The sequence below is a fragment of the Shinella sp. GW835-FHT14H05 genome (assembly GCF_058793575.1).
The window spans coordinates 620,308-636,338 of sequence record NZ_JBXAFY010000002.1; the positions used below are offsets into that span (position 1 = coordinate 620,308).

Consider the following 16,031-nt stretch of genomic DNA (forward strand, 5'->3'; position numbering starts at 1 on the left):
ACCAAGGCGTCATACGCCGTGGTCCATTCCGAATTCCAAGTCTCGTTGGTCGACGATGCCGTCAGCGCGGGCTGAGCAACGCCTTGGCCTTGATTCGCGCAAGAACGGCGGGGTTGGTTTGCGGTGGGATATTGGCCCATGCGCGCTTCAACTCCGCGAAAGCCTCGTCCGTGGCGGCGAGCGTCTTGGCGATATCCGCTTCCGTCAGCGCCGAGGTCGCGAACATGTTGTGATAGGGGTGCAGGTAAACGCCTCTTCTGACGGCGGCGGCGGCCCAGAAATAGCCGATGCGCATGTCCGGATCGTCGGCGAAAAAGATCTGCGGCATTTGCGCGGGGCCGGTCTGGCGGATGCCGAAGCCGTGCGCGGCAGCCTGCTCAGCAATGCCTTTGCGCATCTCCTCGGCACGCGCGATCATGCGTTCCAAATAGTCCGATGTCCTGACGACCGCGAGCGTCGCGACGGCGGCGGCCATCGGCACGGCGGAAAACCAGAAGGAACCCGTGACATAGATGCTGGACGCGGCGGCGCTCAGCTTCTCGCAGCCGAGAAGTGCGGAGATGGGATAGCCGTTGCCGAGAACCTTGCCCCAGGTGGTGAGGTCGGGTTCCACGCCGAGCAGGCTCCAGCTCGCATCGCGCGCCAGGCGAAAACCTGCCCGGACCTCGTCGACGATCAACAGGGAATCCGCGTCGTCGCAGAGTTGCCGCGCGCCCCTGGCGAATTCGGCGGAAGGCAGGAACTGGTCCTCGAAGACCTCATGCCGGAACGGCGTTGCGAAAACGCCGGCAACATCTCCATCGGCCTGGCGGAAGGCATCCCGCAGGCTATCGAGATCGTCGTAGCGGAAATAGAGGATATGCGCCCGGTCCTCCGGCAGCGTGCCCTTCGGGTTGGGCGTGTTCCAGGGCGAGGCGCCGTGATAGGCGCCCTGGGCGACCAGAATCTTGCGCCGCCCGGAATGGGCGCGTGCCAGCACCATCGCCATGGAGGTCGCGTCGCTGCCGTTCTTGCAGAACATCGCCCAGGCGGCATGGCTGATCATCGAGACGAGATCCTCCGCCAGCGTCACCATCGCCTCCGACGGCCCGGTCAGCGTGTCGCCGAGTGCGGCTTGCGCGCTCGCAGCCTCTTCGACCGCCGGATTGCGATATCCCAGAAGGTTGGGGCCGAAGGCGCACATATAGTCGACATATTCGTTGCCGTCGGCGTCCCATATGCGCGCGCCCTCGCCGCGGGAGAAGAATTGCGGGAAATCCTCCGGCAGAAGTGCCACGGATTCATGGCCGTACATGCCGCCCGGAATCACCGCGCGTGCCCGCTCCCTCAATGCACGGTCCCTGGAATTCGTCGTCATCGATATGGCCTCTCCTGTTTAAATCCAACCTTGTGCCTGTCAGGCGAAGACGTGCCCGTCGCCGTCGTTCCAGCCGATCAGGATGTCCTCGCCGATTGCCGGCGGGCGGGCAAAATCCTGAAGTGGCTTGCGGACCACCATCGTCTGCCCCATGCCGATATCCACGAGCGCGCGCAGGTGGTCGCCGAGATAGGTCGTGTCGGCGATCTTGCCGGAACATTGATTGAGACGATCGCGCGCCGGGGTGCCGATCACCAGGTTTTCCGGCCGCACGGCAAGTTTCAAAGGCTTTCCGGCGTCCGCGAAACCGGCGGATGCCTGCATGCGGACCGATTGGCCGCAATCCAGGAGAACGACGCCGCGCCCACTCTCGTCCCGTCCCGCGGACTTGCCGGACAAAATGTTGTTCTCGCCGATGAAGCCTGCGACGAAGACGCTCGCCGGCTGTTCGTAGAGTTCCTGCGGGCTTGCGATCTGCGCGACCGCACCGGCCTGGAAAATGGCGATGCGATCGGACATGGCGAGTGCCTCGGACTGGTCGTGCGTGACGTAGACCATCGTGACGCCGAGGTCGCGATGGATTTGCTTGATCTCGTATTGCATGTGCTCGCGCAACGTCTTGTCGAGCGCGCCGAGGGGTTCGTCCATCAGCACGAGGTCGGGCTCGAACACCAGCGCGCGGGCCAGCGCCACGCGTTGCTGCTGGCCGCCGGACAGCTCGGCCGGCCGGCGGTGCTGCATGCCTTCGAGCCGCACCATCTCGATGGCCTTGTCGACCTTCATCTGCGTCTCGACATGGCTTTTCTTGCGCATCCTGAGTGGATAGGCGAGGTTCTGCGCCACGGTCATGTGGGGAAACAGGGCGTAGTTCTGGAAGACGACGCCGATGCCGCGGCGATGCGGCGGAAGATGCTCGATCGGCTTGCCCTTGACGAGGATATGGCCGCGCGTCGGCGTTTCGAACCCCGCCAGCATCATCAGGGTCGTCGTCTTGCCGGAGCCGGAGCCCCCGAGCAGGGTGAGAAATTCACCCTGCCTGACCGACAGGTCCAGATTCTGGATGACGACCGTGTGCCCGTCATATGTCTTCTGTACGCCGACGAACTCGACGATCGTGCCGGATTCCATATAAGACCTTCCATGCGCATCGCCGCGCATTCGCTGTTTCCAAGTGTTTTCCCGACGCGTCCGATGCGCGGCTTCTAATCCCTGTAGGCAACCTCGGTGCCGAGCCAGCCTTCCTCCTGGCGGCGCCAGTAGAGATCGTGCAGGCGGGTGGTGAGCGCGCCCGGCTTGCCATCGCCGACCGCCTTGCCGTCGATCGTCGTCACCGGCATGATGCCGCCTGCCGTGCTGGTCATGAAGATTTCGTCGGCGCCGAGGATCTCGTTGATCCCGACGGTACGGACCTCGCAGCGCAGCTGCAATTGCTCGCAAAGCTCCATGACGGTGCGCCGGGTCATGCCCTCGAAGACGCCGCTGACGGGTGTGCAGAGCACATTGTCCTTCACCACGAACACGTTGAAGCCCGCGCCTTCCGTGATGTTGCCCTCGCCATCGCGCAGCACAGCCACGAAGGCATCCCGGTCATAGGCCTCGAAAATACCCATGGTGAGATCCAGCCAGTGAAAATTCTTGATGCGCGGGTCCACGGCCTGCGGCTGGATACGCTGGACGGAGCTGACGATCATCGGGACGCCCTGCCGGCGCTGGTCGTCGTTCGCGATCCACACGAAGGGAGCGGCAAAGGCGTAGAAGCGCTGCGTGCACAGGCGCGGATCTCGGCTTCCCACCGGCGGCATGCCGCGCGTGCACGTCATCTGCACATAGGAATCGCGCAGGCCGCTCAGGCTCACGCATTCGATGAGGATGTCGGCGATCTGCTGGTGGGTATAGGGCAGCGACATGCGCAGGCCCCGCATCGAGGCGAAGAAGCGCTCGATATGGTCGTCGAGGCGGAAGAACCGTCCCTTCCACACATGGGCGACGTCATAGGTGGCGTCGGACCGCACGAAGCCGCGATCGAGGATCGGCACGCTCGCCTCCCCTATGGGCATATACCTGCCGTCCATGAACGCGACGCCGGCCTGCGGGTTGGGGATGTGGATTTCGTTCTGCTGGATCATGTCAGGCCTTTCCGAGGTTTCTTGCGTTGCGGTTCACGAGGAACAGCGCGGCGACGAGGCTGAGGACGGCAATGAGCATCAGGAATGTCGCCATTGCCAGAATGGAGGGTTCGATATTGTCGCGCAGCCCCTCGAACATCTTGAGTGGTAAGGTGCGCTGGGCCGGTCCGGCAAGGAACAGCGTCACCACGACCTCGTCGAACGACGTCATGAAGGCAAAGAGCGCGCCCGAGATGATGCCCGGCGATATGACGGGCACGAGAACGGTCATGAAGGCCTTGGCGGGTGACGCGCCGAGGCTTGCGGCCGCGCGCAGCAGCCCCATGTCGAAACCCTGCAGCGTCGCGGTGACGGTGATGAGCACGAAGGGTGCCGAGAGAACCGTGTGCGCGATGATGACGCCCGGCATGCTGGCCGTCAGCCCCACCTTCGCCATCAGGAAATACATCCCGAGGCCGCTGATGACGGGTGGTACGATCATCGGCGCGATGAGGAAGCCGAGGATGGCGGTGGGCATCGGCAGGTCGCGCCGGGCAAAGGCATAGGCAGCCAGAGTGCCGAGAATGGTCGCGGCGACCGTCGAGACCGCGCCGATGATCAGGCTGTTCTTGAGCGAACCGAGCCATGGCCCATCCTGGAACACCCGCTCGTACCATTGTGTCGATACGCCCGGCAGCGGATAGGACAGGAAACTGCCGGAGCTGAAGGACAGGGGAACGATGGCAAGCAGCGGCACGACGAGAAACAGCATCATCGTGACGCCGAAGGCGTAGTAGAGGGCGCGCAGGGCCGTGATTTTATGGCGGTACTGCGTCATTTCAGCCCCGCCAGCTGGCGCACGCCAACCGTGCGCGCCGCAAGGAAATAGACGGCGACGGTGCAGGCGAGCAGGATGATGCCAAGCGCGGACGCCATGCCCCAGTTTATGGTGGTGTTGGCAAAGAAGGCGATGAAATAGCCGAGCATCTGGTCGCGCGCGCTCGCCACCAGCGACGGCGTTATATAATAGCCGGCGGTCACGATGAAGGTCAGCAGCACACCCGCGCCGACGCCCGGCAAGGTCATCGGCAGGTAGACGTTCAGGAAACCGCGGACCGGATGCGCACCCAGCGATGCCGAGGCCTTCATGAAATGCGGCGGGATGCCCTTCATCGCGGAATAGAGCGGCAGGACCATGAACGGCAGCATCATGTGGATCATGACGATATAGAGCCCGGTGGTGTTGAAGATGAGTTCCAGCGGTTCCCGGATCAGCCCGAGATAGCCGAGAAGCGAGTTGACCAGCCCTTCGCGCTGAAGAAGCACGATCCAGGCGGAGGTCCGGGCCAGCAGCGAGGTCCAGAACGGCAGCATCACCGCAATGATGAGCGCGATCGAGAAGGGCCGTGATGCTACGACCATCAGGTTGGCGAGCGGATAGCCCAGGACCACGCATACCGCCGTGACGATCGCCGCAGTCTTGAGGGTGCGCAGGAGGATGTCGATATAGGTGCGCTGCTCCTCGGGCGCCTGCACGACCTGCCCGGCATCGTCGATGCCGAGATCGACCGCCGCCAGCATGTAATAGGGCGTGTAGGTGGAAGATGCCCGCTTCATCGCGTGCCAATAGGCGGGCTCCTCCCAGCGCGCGTCGATGCCCGCCATGAAGTGCCGCGCCGCACCCTCTTCGCTGAGGTTTTCGGGTAGGGTGCGCAGCTTGCGCACGGTGCTGGTGAGAAGTGTGCGGTAGCCGCTCACCTCATAGTTCAGGCGTCTTGCCGCTTCGCCGACAAGGTTGCGTGGGGCGGCGGAAATCTCGTTCAGGAATGTCGTGAAGACGATATCGGGCGGCAGCTCGTCCGGGCTCTCCGGCTTCCATTGCCCGAGTGCGACGGTCGTTTCCGGCACGGCCCTGATCAGCTCGACATTCTCGACAGCCTTGTAGAGCATCATGCCGATCGGCAGCATGAATGTCAGAAGGACATAGACGAACAGCGGCGCCACCAGCAAAAGCGAGATGGTGCGCCGGCGCTTGCCGGCCTGGCCCCAGGCGTGGTGCAGTTTCCGCGTCTCAGCGCTGTCTTGAACGGTCAGGGTCATCTGGGTTCGAGCCTCCGGAAATCCTGTCGGACAGCGACTGCCCGACAGGACTTCAGACGTTGTTGCGACGACTACTGGGCTACCCAGCTTGCAAAACGCTCCGCCAGTTCCTCGCCGTGGTCGATCCAGAATTCCGAATTGAACCGGACGGCGTTCTTGAGGTTGTCCGGCGCGGAGGGAAGCTTGGCAAGGCGGTCGGCCGGCAGGGCTTCCATCGCCTTGACGTTGCTGACGCCGTAGGCGATGGCGTTGGCGAAGGTCACCTGCGGGTCCTTCGACATGAGGAACTCCACGAAGGCAATGGACTGGTCGAGGTTCGGCGTGCCCTTCATGACGGCCCAGAACTCGACGGAGTTGATCTGGCCGTCCCAGATGATCGAGAAGTTCTTGCCTTCCTTCTGCGCAGTGTCGACGCGGCCGTTATAGGCGGACGTCATCACGACATCGCCGGACGACAGCCATTCTTGCGGCTGCGCGCCGCTTTCCCACCACTGGATATGCGGCTTCAGCTCATCGAGCTTAGCAAACGCCCTGTCCTGCCCCTCTTTCGTGGCGATGACCTTGTAGACGTCCGCGGGCGCTACGCCATCGGCCATCAGGGCGACTTCCATGGTCAGCTTCGCGGTCTTGCGCAGCCCGCGCTTGCCCGGCCACTTCTCCACGTTCCAGAAGTCGGCCCAGTTCTTCGGGCCATCGGTCAGCTTGCCGGCATCGTAGGTCAGGATGTTTGCCCAGCTCAGCGCACCGACCGCGCAATCCTTGAACTGGGAGGGGTCGATTTCGTCCGCATGCGCACGGGTCGACCAGTCCATGTCCTCGAGCAGGCCCTGCTCGCAAGCCATGGTCACTTCGTCGTCCTCCATCTGCATGACGTCCCAGGTGACGTTCCCGGCCTCGACCATGGCCTTCTGCTTGGCGAGGCCGCCGTTCGTGGTGTCCTCCAGCACCGTGATACCCTTTTCCTTGGCATAGGGCGTGAAATAGGCTTCGCGGAAAGCATCCTGAACCGCACCGCCGAAGCCGACGACCGTCAGGTCGCGCGCCTCGGCCGCCGAAAGGCCGGCCGCCGCCATGACGCCGGCGGCAAGAAGCGTCTTCATGTATTTATGCATGATCATGTTCCTCTCTTTTCATTGTTGGTCGTTCGTACGGATTGATCTCAGATGAGAATTTGCATCGGGTTCTGGACGAGCTCCTTGAAGCTCGCGAGCCACTGCGCCCCGACCGCGCCGTCTATCGCGCGATGATCGAGCGACAGCGTCACGCGCATCATGCGTGCGCTGACCGCCGTGCCGTTTCGCGAGACGATGCGCTCCTCGATCGCGCCGACCGCCAGGATTGCGGCCTGCGGCGGGTTGATGATCGCGGTGAAATCGCTGACGCCATGCATGCCGAGGTTGCTGATGGTGAAGGACCCGCCGCGATATTCCTCCGGCTTGAGCGCGCCTTCGCGGGCACGCAGCGCCAGTTCCGCGATCTCGCGGGAGACGACGGAGAGCGACTTGTTGCCGACATTCTTGACGACAGGCGTGATCAACCCGCCGTCCGTCGCAACCGCAACGCAGATGTCCGTCCGCTGCAATTGCAGGAGCGCGGCCTCGGTCCAGATGACATTGCAGGCCGGCACCAGATCGAACGCCGCCGCCGCCGCCTTCACCAGAAAATCGGTCACGGACAGCCTGCCGCCATCGGGCCTTTCCGCGTTGATCTGGGCGCGCAAGGCGATCAGCGCGTCCATGGCGATGTCAGCATTCAGATAAAAGTGTGGAATTGCCCGCTTGGCCTCCGTGAGGCGCTGCGCGATCGTGCGGCGCATCGGCGAATGCGGCGTGGCCACATGCGGGATGTCCACGGCGATGGCCGGAGCTAGCTCCTCGGCAATGACGACCTTGGCGGCCGGCACGGCTGCGGGCTTCACGAGAGATGTGGCAACAAAGGCCTCCACATCCTCCCGCATGATGCGCCCGCGCGGTCCCATTCCGCTGATATCGCCGAGGGAAATGCCCGCTTCACGAGCGAGACGGCGGGCAAGCGGGCTCGCGAAAATCCGAGCGGATGTTGCCGGTGCGGGGACTGCTGCCACGGGAGAGACCGCCGGCGGCGCTTCCTCGACGGGTGCAGCGCCTGCCGCGCCCGACAGGAAAGCCGTTACCGTGGCATCATCCTCACCGGCCTCCGCCAAAACGCCGATATGCGTCTCGACGGGAACCGTCGCGCCGTCGCCATGCAATATGCGTGCGATGCGCCCGGCCTTCGGGCTCGGGATTTCGATGACGGCCTTGTCCGTTTCGATCTCGGCAAAGGCCTCGCCGGAGGCGACCATGTCGCCTTCAGCCTTCAGCCAGCGGGCGATCGTCCCGTCGCGCGCATTGGCGACGACGGAGGGGAGGACCAGGAACTCAGCCATTGCGGCGCTCCGGCAGGGCCTTCAGGGCGGTCGCGATTTCCTCCCGTCCGGCATAGGCCGCCCGCTCCAGAATCTTGGAAATGGAGGGCGACGCTTCCCGGCCGGTCACCCGCTCGATCGGATGGTCCAGCCAGTCGAACAGGCGCTGCTGTATCTCGTCGGCGAGCCAGGCGCCGTAGGAGGAGCCGCGCGGTCCCTGCTCGACGATCATCACCATGTTCGTCTTCTTCACGCTGTCGGTGATCGTGTCCCAATCGATGCTTGCGCGATCGAGGCATCTGAGGTCGATGACCTCGGCGTCCAGCCCGGTCTCCGCCACGGCATCGAGCGTCGCCTGGACCATCGCGGAATAGGTCAGGATCGTCGCAGCTGATCCCTGACGCCGCACAGCGGCCTTTCCGAACGGGATGAAATAATCGAGATCGCCGGCCGTCGCCGGCCCCGTCGCCTGGTAGAGATCGACATGCTCGATCACCAGAACGGGATCGTTGGAGGCGAGCGCCGTGTTCATCAGGCCGACATAGTCGAAGGGCGTCGAGGGCGCGATGATCCGCCAGCCCGGCGAGGTCACGAAAATGCCAGCCGGGTCCATCGAGTGCTGCGACCCGTAGCCGGTGCCTATCGCGATCTTGGTGCGCAGCACCAGCGGCATGGCGATATCGCCGCCGAACATGTGGCGTGCCTTGCCGACCTGGTTGAACACCTGGTCCGCGGCGACCCACATGAAGTCGGGATACATGAACTCGACGATGGGGCGATACCGTCCGTCCATGGCAAGGCCGCCGCCAAGTCCCATGAAGGCGTTTTCGCTGATCGGCGTGCCGAGAATGCGATCGGGATATTTTGCCTTGAGGCCGCGCGTCGCGCCGTTTGTACCGCCCTTCAGGCGGTGAATGTCCTCGCCGAGAATGATGACGCTGTCGTCCGTCTCCATGCGCCGGTCGAGCACTTCGGCAATGACGTCGACGAACTTGCGCTGCTCGATCCTGCCGGCATAGCCGGATTGCTCAACATAACGCAGCGTCGCCAGTTCAAAACCGTCGCTCCGCACGCCGACATCGCAGAAATCGGGCTTCGGCCACAAGCCGGGCTTGATCGACCGGCGATTGTCGACCCTATCCGTCAGTTCCTCGATTACTGCCTGCATGACCTGCTTGCACTGCGCCCTCAGCGCATCGACGGCCGATTGGTCGATCAGGCCACGCGCGATCATTTCCTTTGCCACCCGGTCCAGCGGGTCACGCGCCCTCCACGCCTCTTCCTCTTCCTTCATGCGGTAGCCGAAGGCGCTGCCGGGGAAGGAGCCGTTCTGGTGGAAATAGCGGTAGACATCCGCCTCGATGATCGTCGGTCCCTTGCCGGCGCGCATATGCGCCAGCGCCTCTTTCATCGCGAGGTTGACTGCGAGCGGGTCCATGCCGTCGACGTGCCAGGAGGGAATGGCGAAGGCCTGTCCGCGCGCCGCCAGCCGGGTTTCCGCCGTCGATTCCTCAAGACTGGTGGAGACGGCGTAACGGTTGTTCTCGATGAAGAAACACAGCGGCAGGCGCCAGATGGCGGCGAGGTTCATCGTTTCCAGAACCGAGCCGATGTTGATGGCGCCATCGCCGAAATAGCTGACCGCAACGGCATCCGTGCCGGACTGCTTGTGGGCGAAGGCGGCACCCGCCGCCAAAGGCACGCCGCCGCCGACGATGGCATTGGTGCCGAGCGCGCCTGCCTCGTACCACCGCAGATGCATCGAGCCGCCGCGCCCGCCGCAAAAACCTTCCGCAAGCCCCATGATTTCGGCAAGCGAGCGGCGAAGAAGCGCCACGACGGACCCGTCGAAGTCCGCACCCAAGGCCAATCCGCCCGGCGCGACATAGTTCAAGGCCTTTGCCAGAAACTGGTGGTGCCCGCGATGCGAACCGTTGATCTGGTCGTCCGGCCTCAGCGGCAGGATGGATCCAACCGCGCCGCCTTCCTGCCCGATCGAGGAATGCGCCGGTCCGTGGACCAGCCCCTCGTTCGCCAGTTCGAGTACCGCTTCCTCGAAGGCCCGGATGAGGTGGAGGGAGGACAGAACGGTTTCCAGCTCGGCGGCTTTCGCGCCATCCCAGTCTTTTTTGGTCGTCCCGAAGTCGAGCCAACGGGTGGAACTCGACACGTTCTTCGTTTGCGGCATTTCTTCCCTCAACAGACAATAGCGTAGCCACGGCTTGCAAGAGGCTTGCAAACGACAGGCGATATGAAGCGTCACGCGCTCGGTGTCGGACGACCTGGATTTTCCCGGCTGAGCCGGCGTGGTTCCCACGTTTCTGATGGTCTTGTTATGCCAAGGCTTTCATTTTCCGCGTTCGATGTCAACGGATTGTATCCACAAATATTCACAGATCGATATTTAGCGGCAATAATCGGCGAATTATGCCGTTTATACGCTCGACAAACAGATAAATGTATCCAATTATTTGGAAATGGATTCATTGACGATTTTGCCTGGGGGAGAGACCGAATGTCCGAAGACGACAAGAGCCACCGGAACGACGGCCTTCCGGCGGGGCGCGGCCTGCCGGGCCTGAGGGGCACGGAACATATCGGCTTCACGGTTCCGGACCTGGATGAGGCGGTGGATTTCTTCGTCAACGTCATCGGATGCGAATCGTTCTACGAACTCGGCCCGTTCGCGTCGGATGGAGACTGGATGGAAACGGCGCTCAACGTGCATCCGCGCGCCGTCATGAAGCGGCTGAAATTCCTGCGTTGCGGGAACGGCTCGAACTTCGAGATATTCGAATACACTTCTCCCGACCAGAACAGGAGCCAACCCCGCAACAGCGATATCGGCGGGCACCATCTCGCCTTCTATGTCGATGACATCGATGCGGCACTCGACTATCTGCGCGCAAGGGACATCCGCATCCTCGGCACGCCCGTGGTGCGGACGGATGGCCCGAGCGCAGGCCAGACCTGGGTCTATTTCCTGGCCCCCTGGGGCATGCAGTTGGAACTCGTGTGCTTTCCACGGGGCAAGGCCTATGAAGCGGACACATCGCGCCACCTCTGGCACCCTGCCGGCCCGGCGACCTAGATGGAACAAATGCCAGGCTTGTCGCGAAACAGTGGTGGACGGGTGGCGGATATTGTCTGTTATATCTGCGTTGTCGCCCCACGGCGTACGGGAGGAGCCCGCCTTTATGAATGACACCACCTTGGGCTTACGGGTCGCAGGAGAAATTCGCGAAAAAATCCTCACCGGCGAATTCGCGCCGGGCCTGCGCATTCGCCAAGAGGAGCTTGCCGCGCAATTCGGCACCAGCCGCGTGCCGGTGCGCGAAGCCCTCAAGCAGCTCGAAAGCGAAGGCCTCGTCGTCATCGTGCCCAACAGCGGCGTGTGGATCGCGCGCGTCGATATCGCGGAATGCGTGGAGATGTGGAAGATTCGCGAGCGGATAGAGCCGCTTGCACTCGGAGAAAGCCTGCCGCACCTCACCGACGAGGATATTCTCGGCCTGGAAGAGATTTGCGCCGCCATCGACAGCACGACCGATGTCGAGGAGTTCCTCAGGCTCGACCGGCAATTCCATCTCGCAAGCTATCGCTCGACGGCCATGCCGACGCTCATCCCGATGATCGAGCGCATCTGGAACACGACCCAGCATTATCGCCGGGCCTATACGATGCTTCTCGGCCGGGAACGCTTCTGGATCATCCAGTGCGAGCACCGCCTTCTCATGGAGGCGATCAAGCGGCGGAATGTCGAGGACTCAGAAAGAGCCCTCTACAGCCACATCCGCCGCACCCGCATGGAGTTGGAGCGAAACCGTAAGGCCTTCAGCAACATAACGTTCTGAATATCCGCTGGTGATGTTCCGGCCGGCCGCATGGAATTAAGGCCGGCCTCGATCGTCACAGACTAGAGTTCGCGCAGGGCGTTGAACTGCTCCACGTAACCCGAGCCGTCAATCCTGACGCCGATCACCGTCGTCTTGCCCGAGCGCAACGCGGCATTGAGGGCGTCCTGCAGGCCGTTCTCCGTGTCCACGGTGACGCCATCCGCCCCAAAACCCTGTGCGAGCTTTTCCCAGTCGCACCCGCCGATGCCGATTCCGTGGCGCGGAATGCCCTTGATCTCCTGTTTGACACGGATCAGCCCGATCTGCTGGTCATCCAGAACCACGATGATGATCGGCAGGTTTTCGCGCACCGACGTCTGGATCTCGGCGACCGCCATCAGGAAACCGCCGTCGCCGGTGAAGGCGACCACGGGCCGGTCGGGATGCGCGAGCCGAGCGCCGAGCGCCCCCGGCACCGCATAGCCCATCGAGCCCAATCCGTTGGACGTCAGAAACTCGCGCGGGCCGTAGGATTGCCATTTCTGGACGACGAGGAGACGGCTTGCCCCTGCATCGCAGGTCGCAATGGTTTCTCGCGGAAGGATGCTACGTGCAACCTCCATGGCCCTTTGCGGCGAAAGTCCGGTGCTCGGCGTGTTGAGCGCGTTGGTCACGTCGGTCCGGAATGCCGCTGCGGCCTTTTCGCCCCAATTGCCCCCCTGCCCGCAAAGCGCCGCCACCTGCGCAAGCAGGACATTCAGGTTGCCGATGATCTCAAACTGCGAAGGCACGAGCGCATCCAGCGAAGGCGTACTTGATAGGGCGATAACCGGGATGGCGTAGGGCCACGCCTTCGGCTGAAGCTCCACCGCATCCAGGCCGACGGTGATGATGAGATCGGACTCCATCACGAGCTTGCGCTCAATCAACCCGCCGATGATGCAGCCGGCGCGCAAGGGATGATCCTCCGGGATCGCGCCCTTGCATTTCGACGTCACCAGAACCGGCGCTCCCAGCCGCTCGGCCAAGTTGACCAGCCCTTCGGACGCCCGGTCCCATAGCACGCCCAGACCCGCCAGAAGGATCGGTCGTCTTGCGGCTTTCAGGCGATCGAGCACCGGCCGGAGCGCTGCCGAATCTGCCTGCGGATAGAGAACATTGGGCATCAATGTCGGCTCGGCCCGCAATTCCGTGGCTTCCTTGGTCGTCTCGCTCTGGGGAATGTCGAACTGGACCGGGCCGGGCGCCGGGGCAACGGCTGTGCGCATCGCGCGGCGCAGCTGCTGCCGGACCGTGCGTGCGTCGATAGTTGTGCCCCACTTGACGAGCGGCGCATAGACGGCGAGCTGGTCGATGCGCTGGCGCAGCCCGACTTCATGCTCGGGATGGGAATAGCGATCCGTGAGCATGATCAGCGGCGCGCGGTCGAGAAAGGCGTGCGCCGCGCCGTTGACCATATTGGCGGCGCCCGGACCGCGTGTCGAAAGGCATACGCCCGGCGCGCCGGTGATCTCGCCCCATGTCGCCGCGAGCATCGCGCCGGCGGTTTCCTGCTTCATGAGGATGAACCGCATGTCGCGCTGGCGGGCGGCCTCCATGAGCTCCACGGATTCTCCGCCGGGATGGCCGACCAGAAACGGCGTGCCCGCCTCCTTGAACGCATCCGCCATTACTTCAACTGTTGTCGCCATTTCCAGATCTCCTATCGATGAATGTCGCGGCCAGGGCCGCCTGCGAAAACTTCGGGCCGGCAGGTCAGCCGACGTGCCAGTACAGGCCTTTGGATTCCATGTAGGTTTTCATGCCGTCCCGGCCCTTCTCCCGCCCGAGGCCGCTCTGCTTGAAGCCGCCAAACGGCGTCGAGATGGAGGTTTCCTTGTAGGTGTTGATCCACACCGTGCCGGCCTGGATCGCGCGGGCGACCCGCCACGCCTTTGCGAAATCCCGTGTCCAGATGCCCGCCGCCAGGCCGAAATCGCTGTCGTTGGCCTGGTCGATCAGGGCGTCTTCCCCATCGAATGGGATCACCACTGCGACGGGCCCGAAGATCTCTTGCTGTGCCGCGTTCGAACGGTTCGTCAGACCCGCGATGACCGTTGCCGGATAGTAGGCGCCCTCCGCCAGGGCGCCGTCGGCGGGCTCGGCGCCGCCCGCGAGAATCTCGCCGCCTTCGCTGCGCGCCATCTCGACCGCACGCGCCACATACGCGCGGTGGCCGAAGCTGACCATCGGCCCCATGCGGGTGTCCGCCGCGCCGGGAGCACCCAAACGGTAGCTGCACGCCGCCTCCGCAAAGGCCGAGATGAAATCTTGGTAGACAGCCCTCTCGACGAAAACGCGTGAGCCGGCGATGCATGACTGCCCGCCGCCGGCAAAAATGCCGGCCGCCACCGCCTTGAGCGCCCGGTCGAGATCGCAATCGGCGAAAACGATGTGCGGCGACTTTCCGCCGAGCTCCAGCACCACCGGACGCAGGCGGCGCGCGCAGGTTTCGGCGATCGCCCGGCCGGACGCTGTGCCACCCGTAAAGCTGACCATGTCGATCCCGTCATGGTCGACGAGGGCCCGGCCGACATCCGCCGCGCCGGTGACGACGTTCAACACGCCCGGCGGCAAGCCGATTTCCAGGCCGATGCGTGCATATTCCAAGGCGACGCGGGAGGTCACTTCCGACGGCTTGAGGATGACCGTATTGCCTGCGGCCAGGATTGGCGCCAGCTTCTGCGCTTCAAGTGTGAGCGGCGAGTTCCAGGGCGTGATGGCCGCGACCACGCCGACTGGTTCGTATACCGTCATCGTCATGCTCGGGCCGCGCTGCGTGTTGACCTCGCTCTCGAATGTCTCGCAGACAGCGCCATAGTAGCGGAACGTCGCGGCAGCACTCGCCGCCTGCGCCCGGCATTCGGAAAGCGTCTTGCCGTTATCCTCCATCTGGACCTGCGCGAGGCGTTCCAGGCTCGCCTCCACGCCATCGGCGAAGCGATAAAGGAGGCGGGCGCGTTCGTGATGTTTGCGCCCGCGCCAGTCGGTGTTGCGGAAAGCCACCCGGGCGGCCGCCACGGCGTCGTCGACATCCTGCAACGACGCTCCACCGATGATGGCGGTTTCGCTTCCGTCGGCCGGGTTGATTGAGGGGAACGGCGCACCATGGCCGGTGCGCCAGGCATTCGCGATCAGGAAAGGAAGAGTCTTCATATCGGATTCCTCATAAGCCCCACAGGCCCGCCTAGGCGTGGGGCGGCAACAACACGATGTCGTTTTCCGGAAGTTCGGCGCCGGCGAAAAACCCCTCCGTATTGCGCACCGCGCGCTCGACGACGCTGCCGAAATTATCGAGTGTCGCGCCCGCCGTGTGCGGCGTCACGACCGTCTGATCCAGGCCGAGAAGCGGGCTACCGACCGGTGGCTCTTTCGCGAAAGCGTCGAGGCCGGCCGCAAATATGCGCCCGCTGACCAGCGCGTCGTGCAAGGCGGCCTCGTCGACCAGGCCGCCACGCGCGCAGTTGACCAGGATCGATCCCGGCTTCATGGCAGACAGGCGGCTGGCATCGAAAAGATTGGCCGTCGTGTTCGTCAGGGGCAGGTGAAGCGACAAGATATCCGCCTGTTCGACAAGCGCGTCGAGGGAGACGTAGCGAACGCCGAGGGCGCTTTCCACCGAGGCGTCAGCGCGCCGGGGATCGTAGTAGCAGATATCAGCTGCAAAACCTTTCAGCAGCCGTACCACCGTCTGGCCGATCGCGCCGAGGCCGACGATACCCACCGTCTTGCCGTGTATCTGCCGGCCAAAACCTCGGGCTTCCTCCTTGTCCCAGCCCCCTGCCCTCGTCTCGCGGTCGAGCAAGGGCAAACGGCGGCACGCCGCCAGCATCAGGAGCAGCGTGTGTTCCGCAACCGGGATCGCGTTGCCCGCTTGCAGCCTTGCCACGGCGATGCCTCGTTCGAGGCAGGCGTGAACATCGATGCGGTCGACGCCCGCCCCCAATTTCTGGATGAAACGGAGGCGCGGAGCAGCGTCGAGCAAAGGCGCCGATATCGGCGATGCCATCACGTAGAGGGCGTCGACATCGCGCAGGGCATCGTGCCTGGCCGCCTCGCTGGTTCCCTCGGCGATGCTCAGGCGCCACCCGGACGGGAGCCTAGAGGCGATCGCGTCGATCGACTTGGAATGAAACGAATCTATGATCCCAACGATATGGTCGCCCATGTCTCGCGCTCCTGGCACTTCGGATTTCTGCGTAATTTCG

13 protein-coding genes are annotated in these 16,031 nt (G+C 63.7%); 2 read left to right on the forward strand and 11 right to left on the reverse strand.

The window, feature by feature from the left end:
• Positions 1 to 61: 61 nt before the first annotated feature.
• From AC1Q6Z_RS10305 to AC1Q6Z_RS10340, 8 genes are all read right to left on the reverse strand, one after another.
• Entirely contained in the window at positions 62 to 1,357 is a 1,296-nt protein-coding gene (locus AC1Q6Z_RS10305; RefSeq protein WP_492647695.1) for an aminotransferase class III-fold pyridoxal phosphate-dependent enzyme, read from the reverse strand.
• A gap of 39 nt (positions 1,358 to 1,396) precedes the next feature.
• Positions 1,397 to 2,485, reverse strand: coding sequence for an ABC transporter ATP-binding protein (locus AC1Q6Z_RS10310; protein ID WP_492647696.1), 1,089 nt, complete (start codon positions 2,483 to 2,485; stop codon positions 1,397 to 1,399).
• A 74-nt stretch (positions 2,486 to 2,559) separates the two neighbouring features.
• Entirely contained in the window at positions 2,560 to 3,483 is a 924-nt protein-coding gene (locus AC1Q6Z_RS10315; RefSeq protein WP_492647697.1) for an aminotransferase class IV, read from the reverse strand.
• A 1-nt stretch (position 3,484) separates the two neighbouring features.
• Positions 3,485 to 4,300 carry an ABC transporter permease gene (locus AC1Q6Z_RS10320; protein ID WP_492647698.1) on the reverse strand — a complete coding sequence of 272 codons (816 nt, stop codon included), beginning with the start codon at positions 4,298 to 4,300 and terminating at the stop codon, positions 3,485 to 3,487.
• Entirely contained in the window at positions 4,297 to 5,562 is a 1,266-nt protein-coding gene (locus AC1Q6Z_RS10325; protein ID WP_492647699.1) for an ABC transporter permease, read from the reverse strand. The genes AC1Q6Z_RS10320 and AC1Q6Z_RS10325 overlap by 4 nt, the downstream gene beginning before the upstream one ends.
• A gap of 71 nt (positions 5,563 to 5,633) precedes the next feature.
• Entirely contained in the window at positions 5,634 to 6,680 is a 1,047-nt protein-coding gene (locus AC1Q6Z_RS10330; protein ID WP_439619084.1) for an ABC transporter substrate-binding protein, read from the reverse strand.
• 41 nt (positions 6,681 to 6,721) lie between these two features.
• The gene (locus tag AC1Q6Z_RS10335; RefSeq protein WP_492647700.1) at positions 6,722 to 7,969 is read right to left on the reverse strand and encodes a dihydrolipoamide acetyltransferase family protein; all 1,248 of its coding nucleotides are present in this window, start codon (positions 7,967 to 7,969) and stop codon (positions 6,722 to 6,724) included.
• Entirely contained in the window at positions 7,962 to 10,136 is a 2,175-nt protein-coding gene (locus AC1Q6Z_RS10340; RefSeq protein ID WP_492647701.1) for an alpha-ketoacid dehydrogenase subunit alpha/beta, read from the reverse strand. Before AC1Q6Z_RS10340 ends, AC1Q6Z_RS10335 begins: the two co-directional genes overlap by 8 nt.
• A gap of 327 nt (positions 10,137 to 10,463) precedes the next feature.
• Between AC1Q6Z_RS10340 and AC1Q6Z_RS10345 the strand changes: the two genes are divergently transcribed.
• A complete protein-coding gene (locus AC1Q6Z_RS10345; RefSeq protein ID WP_492647702.1) occupies positions 10,464 to 11,039 on the forward strand; it encodes a VOC family protein in 576 nt (191 codons plus the stop codon).
• 106 nt (positions 11,040 to 11,145) lie between these two features.
• Positions 11,146 to 11,802, forward strand: coding sequence for a GntR family transcriptional regulator (locus AC1Q6Z_RS10350; protein ID WP_256115084.1), 657 nt, complete (start codon positions 11,146 to 11,148; stop codon positions 11,800 to 11,802).
• A 62-nt stretch (positions 11,803 to 11,864) separates the two neighbouring features.
• On the opposite strand, the gene AC1Q6Z_RS10355 is transcribed toward AC1Q6Z_RS10350, so the two are convergent.
• From AC1Q6Z_RS10355 to AC1Q6Z_RS10365, 3 genes are all read right to left on the reverse strand, one after another.
• Positions 11,865 to 13,475, reverse strand: coding sequence for a thiamine pyrophosphate-binding protein (locus AC1Q6Z_RS10355; protein ID WP_256115085.1), 1,611 nt, complete (start codon positions 13,473 to 13,475; stop codon positions 11,865 to 11,867).
• A gap of 64 nt (positions 13,476 to 13,539) precedes the next feature.
• The gene (locus AC1Q6Z_RS10360; protein ID WP_256115086.1) at positions 13,540 to 14,979 is read right to left on the reverse strand and encodes an aldehyde dehydrogenase family protein; all 1,440 of its coding nucleotides are present in this window, start codon (positions 14,977 to 14,979) and stop codon (positions 13,540 to 13,542) included.
• A gap of 31 nt (positions 14,980 to 15,010) precedes the next feature.
• Complete coding sequence (locus AC1Q6Z_RS10365) at positions 15,011 to 15,991, reverse strand: 2-hydroxyacid dehydrogenase (protein WP_492647703.1); 981 nt, start codon at positions 15,989 to 15,991, stop codon at positions 15,011 to 15,013.
• Between the last annotated feature and the right edge of the window lie 40 nt (positions 15,992 to 16,031).

Excerpts from the sequence above, each read along its gene's own strand:
- AC1Q6Z_RS10330 (WP_439619084.1), bottom strand. The coding sequence starts at position 6,680 with ATGATCATGCATAAATACATGAAGACGCTTCTTGCCGCCGGCGTCATG.
- AC1Q6Z_RS10340 (WP_492647701.1), bottom strand. The coding sequence starts at position 10,136 with ATGCCGCAAACGAAGAACGTGTCGAGTTCCACCCGTTGGCTCGACTTC.
- AC1Q6Z_RS10305 (WP_492647695.1), bottom strand. The coding sequence starts at position 1,357 with ATGACGACGAATTCCAGGGACCGTGCATTGAGGGAGCGGGCACGCGCG.
- AC1Q6Z_RS10350 (WP_256115084.1), top strand. The coding sequence starts at position 11,146 with ATGAATGACACCACCTTGGGCTTACGGGTCGCAGGAGAAATTCGCGAA.
- AC1Q6Z_RS10315 (WP_492647697.1), bottom strand. The coding sequence starts at position 3,483 with ATGATCCAGCAGAACGAAATCCACATCCCCAACCCGCAGGCCGGCGTC.
- AC1Q6Z_RS10360 (WP_256115086.1), bottom strand. The coding sequence starts at position 14,979 with ATGAAGACTCTTCCTTTCCTGATCGCGAATGCCTGGCGCACCGGCCAT.
- AC1Q6Z_RS10310 (WP_492647696.1), bottom strand. The coding sequence starts at position 2,485 with ATGGAATCCGGCACGATCGTCGAGTTCGTCGGCGTACAGAAGACATAT.
- AC1Q6Z_RS10335 (WP_492647700.1), bottom strand. The coding sequence starts at position 7,969 with ATGGCTGAGTTCCTGGTCCTCCCCTCCGTCGTCGCCAATGCGCGCGAC.
- AC1Q6Z_RS10325 (WP_492647699.1), bottom strand. The coding sequence starts at position 5,562 with ATGACCCTGACCGTTCAAGACAGCGCTGAGACGCGGAAACTGCACCAC.
- AC1Q6Z_RS10345 (WP_492647702.1), top strand. The coding sequence starts at position 10,464 with ATGTCCGAAGACGACAAGAGCCACCGGAACGACGGCCTTCCGGCGGGG.
- AC1Q6Z_RS10355 (WP_256115085.1), bottom strand. The coding sequence starts at position 13,475 with ATGGCGACAACAGTTGAAGTAATGGCGGATGCGTTCAAGGAGGCGGGC.
- AC1Q6Z_RS10365 (WP_492647703.1), bottom strand. The coding sequence starts at position 15,991 with ATGGGCGACCATATCGTTGGGATCATAGATTCGTTTCATTCCAAGTCG.
- AC1Q6Z_RS10320 (WP_492647698.1), bottom strand. The coding sequence starts at position 4,300 with ATGACGCAGTACCGCCATAAAATCACGGCCCTGCGCGCCCTCTACTAC.